At 72.9% G+C, this 18654-nt stretch carries 18 protein-coding genes; 12 read left to right on the top strand and 6 right to left on the bottom strand.

The features are described from left to right. Window positions 1–9 precede the first annotated feature (9 nt). The 3 genes from meaB to ACFVT2_RS03630 all read left to right on the top strand — a co-directional run bounded on the left by meaB (window position 10) and on the right by ACFVT2_RS03630 (window position 2841). Window positions 10–1077: a methylmalonyl Co-A mutase-associated GTPase MeaB gene (gene meaB / locus ACFVT2_RS03620; protein WP_390011609.1), complete on the top strand. Its 1068-nt coding sequence runs from the start codon at window positions 10–12 to the stop codon at window positions 1075–1077. A 190-nt stretch (window positions 1078–1267) separates the two neighbouring features. Beyond that, window positions 1268–2398, top strand: coding sequence for a carboxymuconolactone decarboxylase family protein (locus ACFVT2_RS03625; RefSeq protein ID WP_390011612.1), 1131 nt, complete (start codon window positions 1268–1270; stop codon window positions 2396–2398). A gap of 77 nt (window positions 2399–2475) precedes the next feature. Further along, complete coding sequence (locus ACFVT2_RS03630) at window positions 2476–2841, top strand: coenzyme f390 synthetase (protein WP_390011616.1); 366 nt, start codon at window positions 2476–2478, stop codon at window positions 2839–2841. Between the two features lie 61 nt (window positions 2842–2902). Here ACFVT2_RS03630 and ACFVT2_RS03635 read toward each other — a convergent pair whose 3' ends face one another. Beyond that, window positions 2903–3376, bottom strand: a complete 474-nt coding sequence (locus ACFVT2_RS03635) for an ATP-binding protein (protein WP_390011618.1) — start codon at window positions 3374–3376, stop codon at window positions 2903–2905. A 271-nt stretch (window positions 3377–3647) separates the two neighbouring features. Between ACFVT2_RS03635 and ACFVT2_RS03640 the strand changes: the two genes are divergently transcribed. After that, window positions 3648–3890 carry a DUF397 domain-containing protein gene (locus ACFVT2_RS03640; protein WP_390011620.1) on the top strand — a complete coding sequence of 81 codons (243 nt, stop codon included), beginning with the start codon at window positions 3648–3650 and terminating at the stop codon, window positions 3888–3890. Between the two features lie 123 nt (window positions 3891–4013). Beyond that, the gene (locus ACFVT2_RS03645; RefSeq protein ID WP_390011623.1) at window positions 4014–4922 is read left to right on the top strand and encodes a helix-turn-helix domain-containing protein; all 909 of its coding nucleotides are present in this window, start codon (window positions 4014–4016) and stop codon (window positions 4920–4922) included. Between the two features lie 47 nt (window positions 4923–4969). Here ACFVT2_RS03645 and ACFVT2_RS03650 read toward each other — a convergent pair whose 3' ends face one another. After that, window positions 4970–5788: an SAM-dependent methyltransferase gene (locus ACFVT2_RS03650; protein ID WP_390011625.1), complete on the bottom strand. Its 819-nt coding sequence runs from the start codon at window positions 5786–5788 to the stop codon at window positions 4970–4972. 255 nt (window positions 5789–6043) lie between these two features. Here ACFVT2_RS03650 and ACFVT2_RS03655 point away from each other — a divergent pair, with 255 nt between their 5' ends. Then, on the top strand, window positions 6044–6787 hold the full coding sequence (locus tag ACFVT2_RS03655; RefSeq protein WP_390011627.1) for an ATP-binding cassette domain-containing protein: 744 nt from the start codon (window positions 6044–6046) through the stop codon (window positions 6785–6787). A 9-nt stretch (window positions 6788–6796) separates the two neighbouring features. Further along, window positions 6797–7699: a class I SAM-dependent methyltransferase gene (locus ACFVT2_RS03660; RefSeq protein WP_390011631.1), complete on the top strand. Its 903-nt coding sequence runs from the start codon at window positions 6797–6799 to the stop codon at window positions 7697–7699. Between the two features lie 42 nt (window positions 7700–7741). On the opposite strand, the gene ACFVT2_RS03665 is transcribed toward ACFVT2_RS03660, so the two are convergent. Continuing rightward, window positions 7742–8176, bottom strand: a complete 435-nt coding sequence (locus ACFVT2_RS03665) for a DUF6314 family protein (protein ID WP_390011633.1) — start codon at window positions 8174–8176, stop codon at window positions 7742–7744. A gap of 211 nt (window positions 8177–8387) precedes the next feature. Between ACFVT2_RS03665 and ACFVT2_RS03670 the strand changes: the two genes are divergently transcribed. The 3 genes from ACFVT2_RS03670 to ACFVT2_RS03680 all read left to right on the top strand — a co-directional run bounded on the left by ACFVT2_RS03670 (window position 8388) and on the right by ACFVT2_RS03680 (window position 13212). Then, window positions 8388–9857: an aldehyde dehydrogenase family protein gene (locus ACFVT2_RS03670; protein WP_390011635.1), complete on the top strand. Its 1470-nt coding sequence runs from the start codon at window positions 8388–8390 to the stop codon at window positions 9855–9857. Beyond that, on the top strand, window positions 9854–11458 hold the full coding sequence (locus ACFVT2_RS03675; protein WP_390011638.1) for an APC family permease: 1605 nt from the start codon (window positions 9854–9856) through the stop codon (window positions 11456–11458). Before ACFVT2_RS03670 ends, ACFVT2_RS03675 begins: the two co-directional genes overlap by 4 nt. A gap of 146 nt (window positions 11459–11604) precedes the next feature. Further along, window positions 11605–13212 (top strand): purple acid phosphatase family protein, encoded by a 1608-nt coding sequence (locus tag ACFVT2_RS03680; protein ID WP_390011640.1) that lies wholly within the window; start codon window positions 11605–11607, stop codon window positions 13210–13212. Window positions 13213–13233: 21 nt separating this feature from the next. Here the strand turns inward: ACFVT2_RS03680 and ACFVT2_RS03685 are convergent, their stop codons facing one another. The 3 genes from ACFVT2_RS03685 to ACFVT2_RS03695 all read right to left on the bottom strand — a co-directional run bounded on the left by ACFVT2_RS03685 (window position 13234) and on the right by ACFVT2_RS03695 (window position 15720). Next, a complete protein-coding gene (locus ACFVT2_RS03685) occupies window positions 13234–14310 on the bottom strand; it encodes a HoxN/HupN/NixA family nickel/cobalt transporter (RefSeq protein WP_390012230.1) in 1077 nt (358 codons plus the stop codon). 210 nt (window positions 14311–14520) lie between these two features. Then, a complete protein-coding gene (locus ACFVT2_RS03690; protein ID WP_390011642.1) occupies window positions 14521–14670 on the bottom strand; it encodes a hypothetical protein in 150 nt (49 codons plus the stop codon). Between the two features lie 78 nt (window positions 14671–14748). Continuing rightward, window positions 14749–15720, bottom strand: a complete 972-nt coding sequence (locus ACFVT2_RS03695; protein ID WP_390011645.1) for a hypothetical protein — start codon at window positions 15718–15720, stop codon at window positions 14749–14751. 266 nt (window positions 15721–15986) lie between these two features. Between ACFVT2_RS03695 and ACFVT2_RS03700 the strand changes: the two genes are divergently transcribed. After that, on the top strand, window positions 15987–16277 hold the full coding sequence (locus ACFVT2_RS03700; RefSeq protein ID WP_390011648.1) for a heavy-metal-associated domain-containing protein: 291 nt from the start codon (window positions 15987–15989) through the stop codon (window positions 16275–16277). Between the two features lie 103 nt (window positions 16278–16380). After that, window positions 16381–18654, top strand: a complete 2274-nt coding sequence (locus tag ACFVT2_RS03705) for a heavy metal translocating P-type ATPase (protein ID WP_390011650.1) — start codon at window positions 16381–16383, stop codon at window positions 18652–18654.

Genomic DNA, 18654 nt, shown 5'->3' on the forward strand with positions numbered 1-18654 from the left:
TGGAGGGCGATGGCTCCGAGGATCGATGTCGACCGGTACGCCGAGGGGGTGCGGGCGGGCTCCCGGGCCTGGATCGCCCGCGCGGTCACCCTGGTCGAGTCCACCCGCGCCGACCACCGGGTGGCGGCCCAGCAGCTGTTGGTGCGGCTGCTGCCGTACTCGGGGGCGGCCCGGCGGGTGGGCATCAGCGGGGTTCCGGGCGTCGGCAAGTCGACCTTCATCGACGCCCTGGGCTCCCTGCTGACCGGTATGGGGCACCGGGTGGCGGTGCTGGCCGTCGATCCGTCCTCCAGCCGGACCGGCGGTTCCATCCTGGGCGACAAGACCCGGATGGAGCGGCTGGCGACCGATCCGGCGGCCTTCGTCCGTCCCTCCCCCACGTCCGGCACGCTGGGCGGGGTGGCGCGGGCCACCCGGGAGTCGATCGTGGTGATGGAGGCCGCGGGGTACGACGTGGTCCTGGTGGAGACGGTCGGTGTCGGCCAGTCGGAGACCACCGTCGCCAACATGGTGGACACGTTCCTGCTGCTGACGTTGGCCCGCACCGGCGACCAGTTGCAGGGCATCAAGAAGGGCGTCCTGGAGCTGGCGGACCTGGTGTCGGTCAACAAGGCGGACGGTCCGCACGAACGGGACGCCCGGTCGGCGGCCCGTGAACTCGCCGGCGCGCTCCGCCTGTTGCAGCCCGTCGACGCGGCGTGGACCCCGCCGGTGCTGACCTGCAGTGCCCGCGAAGGCACCGGGCTCAAGACGGTGTGGGAGCGGATCGAGCAGCACCGCACCCTGCTGGAGTCCACCGGTGCGCTCGCCGAGCGGCGCCGGACCCAGCAGGTCGACTGGACCTGGTCGATGGTCCGGGAGCGGTTGATCGACCGCCTCCAGGAGCATCCGGGCGTCCGCCGGCTGGGGCCGGAGGTCGAACGGGCGGTCAGGGCGGGCGAGATCACCGCGACGCTGGCGGCGGAGCGACTGCTGTCCGCCTTCGGCTTGGGCGACGGCCTGGCCGGCGGTGTGACGGGCGGCCTGGCCGACGGCTCGGTCGAGGGTGCGTCCGGGGCGGTTGCGGGCGGGGAGTGAGCGGGCGGCGGCCGGACCGCGCGGTACCGGCCGCCGCCCCGGACGAGCCCGCCCCGGACGAGCCCGCCCCGGGGGTTCCCTTACGGGTCTCCCCTACTCCGGTGGGTGGAGGCGGGATCCGGTCACACTCCGGGTGCGGTAGGGGGAAGTGTCGCCCTCCGTACGACGCCAGGACACGCCCGGTACGGCGATGATCAACTCCGGAGGCGGCCGCCGTGGGGTCGCCGCACCCGAACTGGAGACCGTCGTGCCGAGCCCCTTCCCGCACACCACCCCCGTGGACCCCACCACCGCAGGATCCGGCCAACTCCGCGCCATCTACGACCAGTTGGCGGACCACTTCGGCGCGAGCGACATCCCCGCGGAGTTCCGACTGCTCTACGGCGCACCCGAGCTGCTGTGCGCGACCTGGGTGGCGGTCCGCGAGTCCCTGGTGGTCGGCGCGGCGCCGCGCCGGGACAAGGAGCTGGTCGCGGCCGGTGTGGCACGGGCCCGCGGATGCGCGCCGGTGCTGCGCACCCACGTCCGGGCACTGCGCACCGATGGTCACCCCGCGCTGGCCCGGACGGTCCGCGACGGCGGTACGCCCGGGGATCCCGGCCACGCCCGACTGCTGGACTGGGGCGCCGCCACGGCCGTCCCGGACGGCCCGCCGGTCGGCCCGCCCGTCCCTGCCGATCACCTCCCCGAATTCCTGGGCACCGCCCTGACCACCCACTTCCTCACCCGGCTCGGCTCCGCGCTGCTGTCCGCGCGGGCCGGCCACGACGCGCGGGACTGGCCGCGGCGCTTCTTGGGCGGCCGGGCCGCGGCGCGGCCGGAGCCGACGCACGCACCGCGCCCCGGGGAGAGCCTGTCGCTGTTGGTGGGGGCCATCGGCCCGGAGCCGTCGTGGGCCGGCGGGGCGCCGCTGGGCGCGGGGCTGGCGGCGCTGCGGTCCGCGGCGACGGACACCGATCAGGCACTCACCGAAACCGCTCGGGAGCGGGTACGGACGATTGTCGCCGCACACGACGGACGGCCGCCCGAACTTGAAATGACTGACCGTCACCTTGTAGCCCGCGGCTGGCTCTACGCCGCACTGACCGGGCTTCGCGGCGCCGACCGCCCGGCTGCCGCCGTGGCCCTCCTGACGGCCCTGACCCCGTCCCAACTCACCGCGGCCGACGTGGAGTTCTGGCGCCTGACGGCCCCCGAGGGAGCGTCCGACGACGCCGCGCTGCTACACCTCGCCGCGTTCGGCGCGTACACCGCCGTGGCGTGCGTCGAACGGTCCCTCGTCGCGACGGCACCGGGCTCGGATACTCACCCGCGGAGCTGAGTAGCCCGACTCATGACGCCCGAGTGGCGGGCCCCGAGGATGTCGGTACAACCCACCGTCCGGGGCCGGGAGTCGTGATGGGCGCCAACAGCTATCCGCAGGACGTCGAGCGCGGACTCTTCGAGGACAATCCGCTGTCCGGGCTGATCGTGGGGTTCCGTCTCAGCCTGGACCCGGGCGGCGACCTGGAGGCGAGACCCGTGGTCCACGTCCAGCTGCGGCCCGGGCTGTCGCTGTCCGCGGTCGAGGCGGACCAGTTGGCCAAGACCTGCCAGCAGGGCGTACAACGCCAACTCAACGCCAGGGACGGGGACTTCGCGGCCCATCCGGAGCAGGGGCCGGCCGCGAACGAGCTCTCCATCGCCCTGCATCCGTACGGCAGCGGGCCGTTCGCCGACCCCTCCGCGATCCGCGACGGCTATCTGTTGCGCGGCGGCGACTGACCGCGCACCCGGGCCGGGACCTCCGCGGCCCGTGCGCCCCACCCGGCCGGCGGCGCGGCCCTCAGCCGGCCGCCACCACCGTGGCCCACACCGTCTTCCCCGACTGGTCGGGCGGCGTCCAACCCCAGGAGTCGCTGAGGCTGTCGACGAGGTGGAGTCCGCGCCCGGACTCGCCCAGGGCGTGTTGCGGGCGCAGCACGGGCGCCTGGGTCCCGCCGTCCGAGACCGCGCACAGCACCCCGCGCTCCTGCCGGGTCAGCGCCAGCCAGGCATGGCAGAACCGTTCGTCGAAAAGGGAGTTGAGTGCGGTGTCGCAGGGGTCCGAGGCGCCGTGCCGGAGGGCGTTGGTGACCAGTTCCGAGACGATCAGGACCGCGTTGTCGGCGAGAGCGGGACACATCCGCCAGGCGTCGAGGGTGGTCCGGGTGAACCGGCGGGCCTCCGCCACGGTGCAGGCCGCGCCGCTGAGCGCACAGGCCGCGAATCCGTCCGGTCCCGGCATCCACCACGCCTCCCGGCCGGTGTCACCGGTCACTGACTCCCCTCCTTCCCGGAGGACGTCGCGCTCGGACTGTGCCGGGTGTGTGGTCATCACGATCTCCGCGGAGGGGCATACGAGTTGGGCGCGTCCGGGACGGTCTGGGCGGGGTCGCCCCGGAGGGCTAATATCCTCGTCGGCCGTCCATCGCTGCAAGTGCATCTGCAATTACATCGGTACGGACGGCCACCCAGGGGCAGGATCACGCCACCTGTGATCACGGCCCGGACCGGTCCCGAGCACACCCCCCACCAAGGGAGCAGTCGTGATGGAGTCGATGACCAACGGAATGCCGTCAACCGACATCGAAGGCGCGGTCTGGCGCAAGAGCCGCCGCAGCAACCCCAGTGGCAACTGCGTTGAACTGGCGCTTCTTCCGGACGACGGGGTCGCGGTACGCAACTCGCGACACACCGCCGGCCCGGCCCTGATCTACTCGCGCGCCGAGCTGGCCGCCTTCGTCCAAGGCGCCAAGGACGGCGAATTCGACGATCTGTTCCCCCACGAGTGACCAGATGACCGCCCTCGGGAGCAATAACTGAGGCATATGTCGGCCGGATAGTCGGCGCAGGTGTACGCCTCCTCCGGGCAATGGGACACTGGGCGTTCGCCCGACCACTCAGGGGAGTCAGTCATGAGCGCCGCGCAGTCGAGCAGCGATCTGTCCCTGCGCCGCTATCTGGAACACCCGCGCGGCGGCCCCACCGTCCTGCGCATCGTGCTGGGCACCCAGCTGCGCCGGCTACGGGAGGCCGCCGGCATCACCCGCGAGGCCGCCGGCGACGCCATCCGCGCCTCCCACGCCAAGATCAGCCGCCTCGAACTGGGCCGGGTGAGCTGCAAGGAACGCGACGTCGCCGATCTGCTGACGCTGTACGACGTCACCGACAGCACCGCCCGGTCCACCTTCCTCACCCTCGCCCGCCGGACCAGTACGCCCGGCTGGTGGCACCAGTACGGCGACGTCCTGCCCAGCTGGTTCGAGACCCACCTCGGGCTGGAGTCCGCCGCCTCGGTGATCCGCACCTACGAAGTCCAGTTCGTACCGGGCCTGTTGCAGACCCCGGAGTACGCCCGCGCGGTGGCGCTGCTGGGACACCCGGGTTCCACCCCGGAGGAGACCGACCAGCGGGTGGAGCTGCGGATGGCGCGGCAGCGGCTGCTGGGGCTCGATGACGCGCCCCGGCTGTGGGCCATCCTCGATGAGGCGTGCCTGCGCCGGCCGCTGGGCGGACCGGAGGTGATGGCCGGTCAGCTCCGGCATCTGCTGGAGATGGCGCGAAGCCCCAACATCACCCTCCAGGTCGCGCCGTTCGCCCTCGGCGGTCTCGCCGCGGCGGGCGGGCCGATCACCATCCTCCGCTTCCTGGAGCCCGACCTCCCGGACATCGTCTATCTGGAGCAGTTGACCAGCGCGCTCTACCTGGACAAGCGTGACGACGTCGACCACTACCTGGCGGTGATGGACCGGCTCAGCGCCCAGGCCGAGTCCCCGCGGGAATCGCTGGCCATACTGGAACGCCTACTGAAACAGGAGAGTTGACGGCCTCGGGACGAGCCCCCGCGCCCGCCCCGCCCGCCTCCGTGCCGCTACGGCTTCCGCGCCACGCCCCCGAATTCGATCCACTCCTGCGTCAGCTGCCTGGGGCCGACATCCGACGGGTCCGGCCGCCAGGTCGAGACCTCCGCCAACCCCGGTTCCTGGATCTCCAGCCCGTCCAGGAACGCCCGCAGCTCGTGCTGCTGCCGCACCCGTCCCCAGTTCCCGTGGGTGCTGACCCGCATGAACTCGGTGACGAAGTCCCGCGTCGCGGCGTCCTCGCTGACCAGCTGACACACCACCAGGAAGCTTCCCGGCACCAGTCGTTCGGCTACCCGCCGCACCAGCGCGGCGGGGTCGTCGGCGTCCGGGATGCAGTGCAGCACGGAGACGAAGAGCGCGGCGACCGGCTCGTCGAGGTCGATCAGCCGCCGGACCTCCGGGCTGCCGAAGATGCCGTCGGTGTCCCGCATATCGGCCTGGATGACGGCGGTGTTCTCGTTCTCCTCCAGCAGCGCCCGGCCGTGCGCCAGCACGATCGGGTCGTTGTCGACGTACACCACGCGGGACCGGGGATCGACCTGCTGGGCGACCTGGTGGACGTTGTCCTGCGTCGGCAGGCCCGAACCGTGGTCGACGAACTGCCGGATGCCCCGCTCACGGGCCAGCCAGCGGACCACCCGGCGCAGGAAACGCCGGTTGTTGAGCGCCAGCACCTGGGTGCTCGGGACGACCTTGCTCAGCTCCTCGCACGCCTCGCGGTCCACCGCGTAGTTGTCCTTGCCGCCCAGGTAGTAGTCGTACATCCGCGCGACGCTCGGGATGCTCACGTCGACAGCGCTGGACAGCGGCCGGATTTCTTGGCTCATTCCCCACTCTTCCCGTCGGATTGCGGTGCCGGTAACGGTACGACCACCGCGCGCCGTCTCCAACTGCCCTGCCTCGGTGGGCAGTCGGCCAGTTGCGCTCACCGGCGCGGACCGGGCTTACCGCGCCAGGCGGCGGGGCGGCCGCCGGGTCGGGCGTTCTCATCGACCTCTCACGGTCCGCTCATGGGTCGGTCACCCGGGGTGGCTACGGTCGGTCGTGGGGCCGCGGTCCGGCGGCCCGGAGGAGAGGGCACCGTGTACCACCTGAGCGGCGTGACGAAGCACTACCGGCGCGGCGGTGAGCTGGTGCGGGCTCTGGACAGCGTCGGGTTCTCCGTACCGGACGGCACCGCGCTCGCCGTCCAGGGGCCGCCCGGCGCCGGCGCGTCGACGCTGCTGCGGATCCTGGGCGGGCTGGAGCGCCCGACCCGCGGCAGTGTGCTGCTCGACGGTACGGATCTGGCCATGGTCACCGCGTCCCGGCTCGGCCGGATCCGCGCCGAGTCGATCGGGCTGCTCGGCGCGGGCGACGGCGACCATCCGGGTCCGCTCGCCGGATCGACCGTGCGGCAGGGCGTGGCCGCCGCGCTGGTCCCGCTGGGGCTGCGGCCGGCCGACCGCTGGGAGTTGGCCGGGGACGCGCTGGCGGAGGTCGGGCTGCCCGACCAGGGCGATCTGCTGCCGGGGCAGTTGGACGCGTACGCGCGGCGGCGCGCGGCGCTCGCCCGGGCGCTGGTGAAGCGGCCCGCCGTGCTGCTCGCGGACCGGCCGACGGAGGGCCTGCCGCCGGCCGCCCGGGCGGACTTCGCCGCGTTGCTGGTGCGGGTGTGGGGCGCGTACCGGCTCACCTGCGTCGTCGCCACGGACGACGAGGACCTGGCCGGGCGGGCGAACCGGCGGCTGGTGCTCGCCGGGGGCCGGGTGACCGCCGTGGTCCGGGTGGCCGGTATCGGCCGGGACGGAGCGGTCGCCTGGTGTCCGCGCGGCGCCGGCAGGTAGAAGAGTGGCATGACCACAGAACAGAGCGAGTCCGCCGACCGGGCGCTCCCCGGTCCGCCCGTCGGCGATCGGCCGGCGCTTCCCGGCGCGGAGGAGATGGTGCGCGCCAACGAGGCCAACTGGGACGCACGCACTCCGGTCCATGTGGCCAGTGCGTTCTACGGCCTGGACGGGTCGCGGAGCGCCGAGGACTGGTTCGCGCCGTTCGAATGGACCGACCTCGGGGAGCTGGCCGGGCGCGATGTGCTGCACCTCCAGTGCCATCTGGGCACCGAGACGGCCGCGTTCGCGGACCGGGGGGCGCGGGCGGTGGGGTTGGACTTCTCCGCCGAGGCGGTGGCGCAGGCCCGGCAGCTGGCCGCGGCGACCGGCCGGGAGATGGAGTTCGTGCGGTCGGACGTGTACCAGGCGGTGGAGGCGCTCGGCGACCGCCGGTTCGACGTGGTCTACACCGGCAAGGGCGCGGTGTGCTACCTGCCGGACCTCGCCGCCTGGGCCGGGACCGTCGCCGAACTGCTGCGGCCGGGCGGGACGTTCTACCTGGTGGAGTTCCACCCGCTGCTGAACGCCCTCGGCGCGACACCGCCCACGGCCCCGGACATCCCGCCGCTCCTGCTCCGCCACGACTACCTGGCCGGCCGGGGCGCCCTGCGCAGCGACACGCCCACCACCTACACCGACGGCCCGCCCCTCCAGAGCGCGACGACGAGTTACGAGTGGCGGCACGGCGTCGGCGAGGTCGTCAACGCGGTGATCGAGGCCGGGCTGACCGTGCGGGGCGTCCGGGAGACCGAGGTGCTGCCGTGGCCGCGCTTCCCGTCGATGGTGCCGGACGAGAACGGCTGGTGGCGGCTGCCCGAGTCGGAGCCGATCATTCCGCTGCTGTACGCGCTGAAGGCGGTCAAGCCGTAGCGGGAGCGGCCACCGCGCGCCGGGAGCGCCGGGGCACCGGATTCAGCCGGTCCGTCGGTAGACCGAGCGCAGCAGCTGGTCCTTGGCCGGGCCGGTGACCCGCCACTCCAGGTGCCAGCGGTCCGCGGCGACGGCGGTGAAGACGCCCTCGTAGCGGTCCGCGGCGCAGGGGTGGACGGTGGTCCAGTGGCCGGTCCGCAGGTCCAGGTCGTGGAAGGGGCGGCCGTCGGCGAAGGTGACCGCGGCGGTGCCGTCGGGCCCGGGCCGCAGCCACAGGGTGCGGGTCGCCGGGTACGCGACGCCGTCCCAGGTCAGCTCGCCCTCCTCGGCGTGGCACAGTGCCCCGTCGGGGCCGTCCGGGGTGAAGTCCGCGGTGCCCCGGAAGCTGCCTTCGGTGCCGGCCCGCAGGTCGTAGACGGCACGCTCGACGTGCCAGCGGCCGGTGAGGTACGCGGCGGCGTCGGGGACCAGGTGCATGCCCCCATTGTCGGGCAGTGCCACGTGGTCACCCCATCGGCCCCACCCCGCGCCCCGCCCGCGCGCCCGGCCGCCGCGCACCGTGCGGTCCCCCGGTGCCGGACTTACGCTCGGTACCGAGATCATCACCGAGGGAGACCATTGCGGCAGGGCGCCCGTCCCGTGCGTGCCCCGCCGGCACCCGCCCGGAGACAAGACCGGAGGCGCACCCATGCCGGAGCTGTTCATCGGCGGTCAGTGGACCGCAGCGGCCGACGGGCAGGTGCGGGAGATCCGCTGCCCGGCGGACGGCACGCTGGTCGCGACGGTCGACGAGGGCGGGCCGAAGGACGTGGCGGCCGCGGTAATCGCCGCCCGGTTGGCGTTCGACGACGGGCCGTGGCCCGGCACCCCGGCCGCCGAGCGCGGCCGGGTGGTGCTGCGCGTCGCCGAGCTGCTGGAGCGGGACCGCGACGCGCTGGCCCGGGCCGAGTCGTTGGACACCGGCAAGCGGCTGGTGGAGAGCTGCTACGACATGGACGACATCGCGGGCTGCTTCCGGTACTTCGGCAACCTCGGCGCGGCCGGCGGCGTCGACCGGGTGGTGGATGCCGGGGCCCCGGAGGTGGACAGCACCGTGCGGCACGAGCCGGTCGGGGTCTGCGCGCTGATCACGCCGTGGAACTACCCCTTGTTGCAGACCGCGTGGAAGGTCGCCCCGGCCCTGGTCACCGGGAACACGTTCGTGCTGAAGCCGAGCGAGCTGACGCCGCACACCGCGATCCACCTGATGCGGCTGCTGGCCGAGGCCGGGGTGCCGGACGGGGCGGCCAACCTGGTGTTGGGCACCGGTCCGCTGGTGGGGGCACCGCTGACCGAGGATCCGCGGGTGGACATGGTGTCGTTCACCGGCGGGCTGGTCACCGGCCGCCGGATCATGACCGCGGCGGCGCCCACGGTCAAGAAGATCGCCCTCGAACTGGGCGGTAAGAACCCCAACATCGTCTTCGCGGACGCCGATTTCGACACCGCCGTCGACTACGCCCTGACGGCGGTCTTCCTGCACTCCGGGCAGGTCTGCTCGGCGGGCGCCCGGCTGCTGGTCCAGGACGACCTGCACGACCGCTTCGTCGACGAACTGGTGGCCCGGGCCCGGCGGATCCCGCTCGGCGGCCCGTTCGACGAGCGGGCCCGCACCGGCCCGCTGATCTCCGCGGCGCACCGGGCGAAGGTCGCGGCGTACGTGGCGGCCGGGCTGGACGAGGGCGCGGTGCTGCGCTGCGGCGGGGCGCCACCGGACGACCCGGAGCTGGCGGACGGCTTCTACTACCTGCCGACGGTGCTCGACGAGTGCACCCCGGACATGTCGGTGGTGCGGGACGAGTCGTTCGGGCCGGTGCTGACCGTGGAGCGGTTCCGGGACGAGGTCGAGGCGGTGTCGCTGGCCAACGACACGGTGTACGGGCTGGCCGGGGCGGTGTGGACCCAGGACGGCGAACGCGCGCACCGGGTGGCGTCCCGGCTGCGGGCCGGCACGGTGTGGATCAACGACTTCCATCCGTACGTGCCGCAGGCGGAGTGGGGCGGGATGAAGCAGTCCGGGATCGGCCGGGAGCTGGGGCCGGCCGGGCTGGCGGAGTACCAGGAGGCCAAGCACGTCTGGCGGAACACCGCGCCGACTCCGCAGAGGTGGTTCGAGTGACCGGTTCCGTCCCCTCCGGTCCCGGCGCCGGGGGCTCCTCCGGCGACGGCGCGCACGACGCCGCACCCGACACGGCGCACGAAGACGGGGCACTGGCCGAACTCGGCTACAAGCCCGAACTCAAGCGGACCCTGGGCAACTTCCACACCTTCGCGGCCGGCATCAGCTACATCTCCATCCTCACCGGCACCTTCCAGCTGTTCTACTTCGGCGTGAGCCACGGCGGTCCGGCGTACTGGTGGTCCTGGCCGCTGGTCTTCTGCGGGCAGCTGATGGTGGCGCTGTGCTTCTGCGAGCTGGCCTGCCGCTATCCGGTGGCCGGGTCGATCTACAACTGGGCGAAGCAGCTGGGCGGTCCGCACGTGGGCTGGCTCGGCGGCTGGATGATGCTCACCGCGTCGATGGTCTCGCTGGCCGCGGTGGCGCTGGCCTACCAGGTGACGCTGCCGCAGATCTCGTCGTGGTTCCAGTTCATCGGGGACGGCACCGGGAAGACCGACGCGGCCGCCAACGCGGTCCTCCTGGGCGCCGTCCTGATCGCCTTCACCACCCTGATCAACGCCTTCGGCGTGAAGCTGATGGCGCGGATCAACTCGGCGGGCGTGGCCATCGAGCTGATCGCCGCGGTCGTGCTGATCCTGCTGCTGGCCGCGCACGTCACCCGCGGCCCGGCCACTGTGTTGACGGACACCTTCGGCAAGGGCCAGGGCGAGAGCCTGGGGTACCTGGGCGCGTTCCTGACCGCCTCGCTCGCGTCCGCGTACGTCATGTACGGCTTCGACACCGCCTCCTCGCTCGGCGAGGAGTCCAAGGACCCGGCCCGCAACGCGCCCCGGGCGATCCTGCGGGCGCTGGTCGCCTCGTTCGTCATCGGCGGGCTGATCCTGCTGTTCGCGCTGCTGGCCGTCCCCGATCTGCACGACGAGCGGCTGTCGGTGGACGGTCTGCAGTACGTCGTCCTGGCCACCCTCGGGTCGACGATCGGGCAGATCGTGCTGTGGTGCGTGGTGATCGCGATCACCGTCTGCGAACTGGCGGTGCACACCGCCGCCATCCGGCTGGCGTTCGCGATGGCCCGCGACAACAACCTCCCGGCGTCCGCGCGGCTGGCCCGGGTCAGCCCGCGGTTCCAGACGCCGGTGGTGCCGGCGGTCGTGATCGGGGTGGTCGGGATCGTGATCCTGCTGATCAACATCGACCAGCCGCAGATCTTCTCGGTGATCACCAGTATCGCGATCATCATGATCTACCTGGCGTACCTGATGGTGACGCTGCCGATGCTGGTGCAGCGGCTGCGCGGCAACTGGACGGTGCCGAAGGGCAGCTTCTCGCTGGGGAGGTTCGGTCTCCCGGTGAACGTCCTGGCGGTGCTCTGGGGCCTGGCGATGTCGATCAACCTCGCCTGGCCGCGCGCCGCGGTCTACAACGCCACCGGTCCGCAGCACTGGTACCTGCGCTGGGGCGCCTTCCTCTTCATCGGCGTCGTGGCGCTGGGCGGCTTCGCCTACTACTGGTGCGTACAGCGGCACCGCACCGGCGTGCTGGCCTCGCACGCCGCGGCGGGCGCGGACTCCGGCGACACCGCCGCCCCCAGGCCCTGACCGCCCGGGTCCGGGCCCAACCGGGCCGCTGGGCCGCACAGTTGACCGTTCGCCGGCAATTAACCGGTCCGTTCCCGGACGGCACCCCCGTCGTCGCCCGCCCCTGTGAGCCTCCGTGCGGTTTCCCAAGGCCCAGGAGGCACCCCGTGATTCGTCAACCCTCACGCCGCGCTCTGCTGCGCGGCGCGACCGCGGCCGGTGCGCTGACCGCGCTGCCCGGCTCCGCCCTGCTCTGGGCCCGCCCGGCGGTCGCCGGCACCCCGCCCCCGGAGCAGATCCACCTCCAGTACGGCACCGAGCCCGCCCACCAGATGACGCTGTCCTGGGCCACCGGCGCCGCGGTGCGCCGCCCCCGACTGCGGCTGGGCACCCCGCACCAGGGCTTCGGCCGCACGGTGGCGGCCGAGACCCGGACGTACGTGGACGGGCTCAACAAGGTGGAGACGTACACCCACCACGTGCGACTGCACGGACTGCGGCCGGAGTGCAGCTATGTGTACGAGCTGCTGCACGACGGGGCGGCGCCGGTGCAGGGCACCTTCCGGACCGCGCCCGGCCACGAGCGGACCGCGTTCCGCTTCACCAGCTTCGGCGATCTGGGCACCGGCAGCACCGCATGGCACAAGTCGGCGCTGCACGGCGCCGCCGCGGTCCGCCAGGTCGAGCAGTTCGACCCGCTGTTCCACCTGCTCAACGGGGACCTCGCGTACGCCAACAACAACCCCGAGCAGCAGCCGCAGTGCTGGGACGCCTTCATGAACAACATGGCCGTCTCGGCCCGCAACCGGCCCTGGATGCCGGCGCCCGGCAACCACGAGGTCGAACTGGGCGGCGGCGAGCTGGGCTACGCCTCGTACACCACGCGGTTCGCGCTGCCGGACAACGGGACCCGGGACCACTGCGGGAACTGGTACGGCTTCCGGGTCGGTTCGGTGCTCTTCGTCTCGCTGGACGGCAACGACCTGGCCATCGAGGACGACGCCAGCCAGGACCCGGTGACCGGCCGTTCCCTCTACATCAGCGGGTACAGCCAGGGCGCGCAGCTCCGCTGGCTGGAGCGCACCCTGCGGCAGGCCCGGGCGGACCGCGGCGTGGACTGGATCGTGGCGTCGCTGCACCAGTTCGCGATGTCCTCGTCGGCCACCAGCCACGGCGGGGACATGGGCCTGCGCGAGCAGTTGCTGCCGGTGCTCGACCGGTACGGGGTCGATCTGGTGCTGTGCGGCCACGACCACGACTACGAGCGGACCCATCCGGTCCGCGGCACCGATCCGCACTCGCTGCTGCGGCCGGCCGTCGTGGACGACCGGCTGGATGACATCGACACGTCCAAGGGCACCGTGCACCTGATCCTCGGTGGCGGCGGTACCGCCTCGCACGACGACACCTACCTGCCCGACCCGGACCACGACGGCGTGCCCAACGCCTTCGTCCGCACCAAGCGCCTGCCGTACAAGGCGGATCCGGACGCGACGGAGAAGGCCACCTGGTCGGCGGTGCGCGACCCGGACACCCACTACCCGTACGGGATCGCGGTGTTCGACGTGGATCCGGGCCACGGCCCCGGCGGCCGCACCACGATCACCGTCAGCTACTACCACACGCCGGCCGCGACGCCGGCCGATCCGCTCCCCCGGCCGGTGCTCTTCGACCGCTTCACCCTGCACCGCAACCGGCGGGACGGCCTCCAGGGGGTCTTCCCGCACCAGGGGGCGCGGCCGGCCGCGGCGCCGGCGGCCGGCCTGTCCGGCTGAGGCGGCGGCCGGGGCGGGGGATCAGTCGGCGGCCTGCTCCCCCGCCGGGCGGACGTGGGCCGTCCACTTCTCCTCGATGCGGCCGAGCTTCCATATCGCGAGGGCGACGATCCAGGTGAGGAAGAACAGCCCGACGATGGCGAAGCCGATGACGTTGAGGTCCAGTCCGCCGACCCAGTCCCAGAAGGCACCGTGCAGGCCGAGCTTGTCGGCGAGCAGACCGAGGAGTTCCACCGTCCCGATGATCAGGGCGACGGCGACCGAGAGGCCGGTGATGGTGAGGTTGTAGTAGACCTTGCGGACCGGCTTGGAGAAGGCCCAGCCGTAGGCGAAGTTCATGAACGAGCCGTCGATGGTGTCCAGCAGGCTCATACCGGCCGCGAACAGCACCGGCAGGCAGAGGATGGCGTACCAGGGCAGTCCGGAGGCGGCGCCGGAGCCGGCCAGCACCAGCAGCGCGATCTCGGTGGCGGTGTCGAAGCCGAGGCCGAAGAGCAGGCCGAGCGGGTACATCTGCCAGGGCTTGGTGATCGACTTCATGACCCGGCCGAGCAGCCGGTTCATCAGGCCGCGGTTGTTGAGCTGCTCCTCCAGCGCGGCCTCGTCGAAGTCGCCGGCCCGCATCCGCCGGAAGACCCCCCAGATCCCGACCAGGATCACGATGTTGATCGCGGCGATGACGTAGAGGAAGACGCCGGAGACGGTGGTGCCGATCAGGCCGGTCACCGCGTGCAGCTGGGAGTTGTCGTCCTTGACCGGTCCGGCGAGCGCCTTGACGCCGAGGGACAGCAGGAACGCCAGCCCGAAGACGATGCTGGAGTGCCCCAGCGAGAACCAGAAGCCGACCGAGAGCGGCCGCTGCCCCTCGTGCATCAGCTTCCGGGTGGTGTTGTCGATGGCGGCGATGTGGTCGGCGTCGAAGGCGTGCCGCATGCCGAGGGTGTACGCGGTCACCCCGATGCCGATGCCGAAGCTCTTGGTGCCGAGGCTGTAGTGCTCCGGCGCCACGATCGCCACCAGGGTGAACCAGCCGATGACGTGCAGCGCGAGAATGAATCCGGCCATCCCGGCCATCCGCCCCCACTCGGCGCGGGTCATCGACCGCGCGATCCGCTGGCGGCGGGACGGCGGGGCCTGGCCGGCCAGGGTCGGGGAGGGGGGCGTGGGCATGGGCGGCACTGCTTTCTTCCGTTCAGCCCCGGCCTCTACCGGGGCTCCCCCCTACATTCCTGCCGGTCGATTTTAGTTGCAACCAATGCGCAGTAAAGCTCGTGGTTGATCTCGCGGCTGATCTCGTCGTCGAAAGGGTCAAGGCCGCGGGCACGCGCAGGTACGTGGACGGGGTGCGGCGGGCGACCGGCCGAGGTGGGTGGCCGCGGCCTGGAGCAGGGCGATGGCCACCAGACGGACCAGGGGGTGGCCGGCGGCGTGCCGCAGCGCCGCCGTAGGGGGTGTCATCCGGGGTGCCTCCTTGAGCGTCGGGCCGGTGCCGGCCGGTGCCGGTGTGCCGGTGTGCCGGTGTGCGTCGTCGGGCGGTCAGTGCTGGTGGTCGCCGCCGGCCTCCTGGTGGTCGCCGTCGGCGGCGCCGTCCGCACGCCCGCCGTGCCCCGCGCCCGCGTCGCCCGCCGCACCGGCGACCCGGACGGTGAAGGCGGCCGTGCGGACCGTGCCCTGGTGTTGGAAGTCCAGGAACAGGCGGTAGGTGCCGGCGCTCGGCGCGGTGGCGGTGAAGGAGATCTCCGGGCCGGCCGGCGTCTTCCCGTCACCCGGTTCGCCGTTGGGGTGGACGTGCAGGTAGGCGAGGTCGCCGGAGCGCAGGGCGACCAGGTGGCCGTATGCGCCGAGGTAGGGCTGGAGGTCGGTGACCGGCTTGCCGCCCTTGGTGACCCGCAGGGTCAGGGCGCCGGGCTCGCCGGGGCGGAGTGCGCCGTCGAGGGTGACGCGGTAGCCGTCGACCTCGGCCGTGGCAGCCGGGCGGGGCGCTTCCGCCGGCCGGTAGGTGCCGGCCGCCGCCAGGTCGGCGCCGAGCGTCAGCCCCTCCTTCGCGCCGTCGGGGGTGAAGTCGGCGAAGACCCGGTAGCCGCCGGCGGTGGGCAGGTCGACCGGGGTGGACCAGGTGCCGTCGGCGGCGCGCCGCGGGTGGAGGTGGCGGAACACCGTGAGGTCCCGGGAGGCCACGATGAAGTGCAGTTCCTTGCCGTGTGCGCGCCGGTAGGCGGTGACCGGGCGGCCGGTGCGGTCGTCGACCACCGCGAAGCGGAGTTCGGCGGGGGTGCCGGCGGTGACGGCCGGGGTCTTGAGGTCGAGGGTGTAGCCGCCCTCGGCGATCTGGAGTCCGCCCGGTGCCGCCGCGCCGGACGCGTGGCCGTTCTGCGCGGTGTGGCCGGCGTGTTGGGCCGCGGGGGCCGCCGGCATCACGGGACCCACCGCCTTCCCCACGCCGTAGGCGGAGCCGAATGTCGCGGCGAGCGCGGTGGCGAAGATCCCGACCTTCAGTCCGGTGTGCATGACGCAGTCCCTCCTCACGGGCCGCCGGTGGCGAGTACCTCCGGTGTCGCGGCCGATCAACTCGCCCACACCATACCCCCTGGGGGTATCTAGTCAACCCACCCGGAACGCTTGCCATGAATACGGGCGGGGGGTATATATGGAGCCACGCCAACCGATACCCCCCTAGGGTATCGAGCGGCAGCGGGCCACCGTCATCGGCCCGTACGCCCCGCCCGTGTCCGTAGGGGCCGGAACCACCGGCCCGCCCACTCAGGAGGAAGCCCATGTCGTCCTGCTGCACCCCCGATGGCAGCTGCCGGACCACCGACGCCGCCCCGGCGTCGGCGACCGCGGTCGCCGACGGCCACACCGTCACCTACAAGGTCGACGGGATCGGCAGCGCGCACTGCCAGGGCGTCGTCACCAAGGCCGTCGGCGCACTCGACGACGTCGTCGCCGTCGAGGTGGAGATCGGCACCGGCCTGGTCACCGTCACCACCGGCGGTGCGCCCGACGACGCGCTGATCGCCAGCACCGTCGACGAGGCCGGCTACGACTTCACCGGCCGGGCCTGACCCCGCGCCGGCGGGGCGGACGGCCGTCCCCGACCGCCCCGCCGGCGCCCCACCCGCCCGGAACCCCCGTACTTCCGCTTTCCGTGAGCTGCGAGGAGCAGACATGACCACCACCAGCCCCGGCGCCGCCGAGGTCGAGCTCGCCATCGGCGGCATGACCTGCGCCTCCTGCGCCGCCCGGATCGAGAAGAAGCTCAACCGCATGGACGGTGTCGAGGCGACCGTCAACTACGCCACCGAGAAGGCGAAGGTCACCTTCCAGGACGTCGTCTCGGTCCAGGACCTGATCGCCACGGTGGAGGCCACCGGCTACACCGCGCAGGAGCCCGCACCGGCCTCCCCCGCCGGCGAGAGCGGCGCGGCAGGCGGCGAGGGCGGCGGCGCGGAGGAGGACCCGCTGCGGCCGCTGCGCCAGCGGCTGATCGCCGCGGTGGCGCTGGCCGTTCCGGTGATCGTCCTGGCCATGGTGCCGGCGCTCCAGTTCGAGTACTGGCAGTGGCTGTCGCTGACGCTGACCGCGCCGGTCGTCACGTACGCCGCCTGGCCGTTCCACCGCGCCGCGTGGACCAACGCCCGGCACGGTGCGGCCACCATGGACACCCTGATCTCGGTCGGCACCTCCGCCGCGTTCCTGTGGTCGCTGTGGGCGCTGTTCTTCGGCACCGCCGGCACCCCCGGCATGACCCACCCGTTCGAGCTGACCATCGCCCGCACCGACGGCGCGGGGAACATCTACCTGGAGGCGGCGGCCGGCGTCACCGCCTTCATCCTCGCCGGGCGGTACTTCGAGGCCCGCTCCAAGCGCAAGGCGGGCGCGGCCCTCAAGGCGCTGATGGAGCTGGGCGCGAAGGACGTCACCGTGCTGCGCGGCGGCCGCGAGGAGACCATCGCGATCGGGCAGTTGAGCGTCGGCGACCGGTTCCTGGTCCGGCCGGGCGAGAAGATCGCCACCGACGGCACGGTGGTGGACGGCGCCTCCGCCGTGGACGCCTCGATGCTGACCGGTGAATCGGTGCCGGTGGAGGTCTCGGCCGGCGACGGCGTCACCGGCGCCACGCTCAACGTCGGTGGCCGGCTGGTCGTCGAGGCCACCCGGGTCGGCGCGGACACCCAACTGGCCCGGATGGCCAAGCTGGTGGAGGACGCCCAGAACGGCAAGGCGGCCGCCCAGCGGCTCGCCGACAAGATCTCCGCGGTCTTCGTCCCGGTCGTCATCGCCCTGGCCCTGGCCACCCTCGGCTTCTGGATCGGCAGCGGCGCCGGACTCACCGCCGCCTTCACCGCCGCGGTCGCCGTGCTGATCATCGCCTGCCCGTGCGCGCTGGGGCTCGCCACGCCGACCGCGCTGATGGTCGGCACCGGCCGCGGCGCCCAACTCGGCATTCTCATCAAGGGCCCGGAGGTCCTGGAGAGCACCCGCAAGGTCGACACCATCGTCCTGGACAAGACCGGCACCGTCACCACCGGGCGGATGACCCTGCTGGCCACGCACACCGCGGCAGGCACCGACAAGGCCGAAGTGCTGCGGCTGGCGGGCGCGTTGGAGCACTCCTCGGAACACCCGATCGCCCAGGCCGTGGCGGCCGGCGCGAGCGCCGAGGTGGGCACCCTGCCGGTGCCGGAGGACTTCGCCAACATCGCGGGACTGGGCGTCCAGGGCATCGTCGACGGGCACGCCGTGCTGGTCGGCCGGGAGAAGCTGCTCGCCGAGTGGGCGATCCCGCTCCCGGACGAGCTGGCGCAGGCCAAGGCGGCGGCCGAGGCGGCCGGGCGGACCGCGATCGCGGTGGCCTGGGACGGTGCGGCCCGGGCGGTCCTGGAGGTGGCCGACGCCGTCAAGGAGAGCAGCCCGGAGGCGATCCGGCGGCTGCGCGCGCTCGGGCTGACGCCGGTGCTGCTGACCGGTGACAACAAGGCGGTGGCGCACTCGGTCGCCGCCGAGGTCGGCATCGACCCCGACCAGGTGATCGCCGAGGTGCTGCCGCAGGACAAGGTCGAGGTGGTCCAACGCCTCCAGAAGGGGGGAAAGTCGGTGGCGATGGTCGGCGACGGCGTCAACGACGCGGCGGCGCTGGCCCAGGCGGACCTCGGGCTGGCGATGGGCACCGGGACCGACGCCGCCATCGAGGCCGGTGACCTGACCCTCGTCCGCGGCGACCTGCGGGCCGCGGCCGACGCCATCCGGCTCTCCCGCCGCACCCTGGGCACCATCAAGTCCAACCTCTTCTGGGCCTTCGCCTACAACGTCGCGGCGCTGCCGCTGGCCGCGACCGGTCTGCTCAACCCGATGATCGCGGGGGCGGCGATGGCCTTCTCCTCGGTCTTCGTGGTCGGCAACAGCCTGCGGCTGCGCGGATTCCAGGCAGCGGACAAGTGA

Origin of the sequence: Streptomyces sp. NPDC058000 (assembly GCF_042886435.1) — a bacterium.
Classification (GTDB): domain Bacteria; phylum Actinomycetota; class Actinomycetes; order Streptomycetales; family Streptomycetaceae; genus Streptomyces.

What these genes read in the sequence shown, in the direction of transcription:
- meaB (WP_390011609.1), top strand. Translation starts at nt 10, where the DNA reads ATGGCTCCGAGGATCGATGTCGACCGGTACGCCGAGGGGGTGCGGGCG.
- ACFVT2_RS03625 (WP_390011612.1), top strand. Translation starts at nt 1,268, where the DNA reads ATGATCAACTCCGGAGGCGGCCGCCGTGGGGTCGCCGCACCCGAACTG.
- ACFVT2_RS03630 (WP_390011616.1), top strand. Translation starts at nt 2,476, where the DNA reads ATGGGCGCCAACAGCTATCCGCAGGACGTCGAGCGCGGACTCTTCGAG.
- ACFVT2_RS03640 (WP_390011620.1), top strand. Translation starts at nt 3,648, where the DNA reads ATGGAGTCGATGACCAACGGAATGCCGTCAACCGACATCGAAGGCGCG.
- ACFVT2_RS03645 (WP_390011623.1), top strand. Translation starts at nt 4,014, where the DNA reads ATGAGCGCCGCGCAGTCGAGCAGCGATCTGTCCCTGCGCCGCTATCTG.
- ACFVT2_RS03650 (WP_390011625.1), bottom strand. Translation starts at nt 5,788, where the DNA reads ATGAGCCAAGAAATCCGGCCGCTGTCCAGCGCTGTCGACGTGAGCATC.
- ACFVT2_RS03660 (WP_390011631.1), top strand. Translation starts at nt 6,797, where the DNA reads ATGACCACAGAACAGAGCGAGTCCGCCGACCGGGCGCTCCCCGGTCCG.
- ACFVT2_RS03665 (WP_390011633.1), bottom strand. Translation starts at nt 8,176, where the DNA reads ATGCACCTGGTCCCCGACGCCGCCGCGTACCTCACCGGCCGCTGGCAC.
- ACFVT2_RS03670 (WP_390011635.1), top strand. Translation starts at nt 8,388, where the DNA reads ATGCCGGAGCTGTTCATCGGCGGTCAGTGGACCGCAGCGGCCGACGGG.
- ACFVT2_RS03685 (WP_390012230.1), bottom strand. Translation starts at nt 14,310, where the DNA reads ATGACCCGCGCCGAGTGGGGGCGGATGGCCGGGATGGCCGGATTCATT.
- ACFVT2_RS03690 (WP_390011642.1), bottom strand. Translation starts at nt 14,670, where the DNA reads ATGACACCCCCTACGGCGGCGCTGCGGCACGCCGCCGGCCACCCCCTG.
- ACFVT2_RS03695 (WP_390011645.1), bottom strand. Translation starts at nt 15,720, where the DNA reads ATGCACACCGGACTGAAGGTCGGGATCTTCGCCACCGCGCTCGCCGCG.
- ACFVT2_RS03700 (WP_390011648.1), top strand. Translation starts at nt 15,987, where the DNA reads ATGTCGTCCTGCTGCACCCCCGATGGCAGCTGCCGGACCACCGACGCC.
- ACFVT2_RS03705 (WP_390011650.1), top strand. Translation starts at nt 16,381, where the DNA reads ATGACCACCACCAGCCCCGGCGCCGCCGAGGTCGAGCTCGCCATCGGC.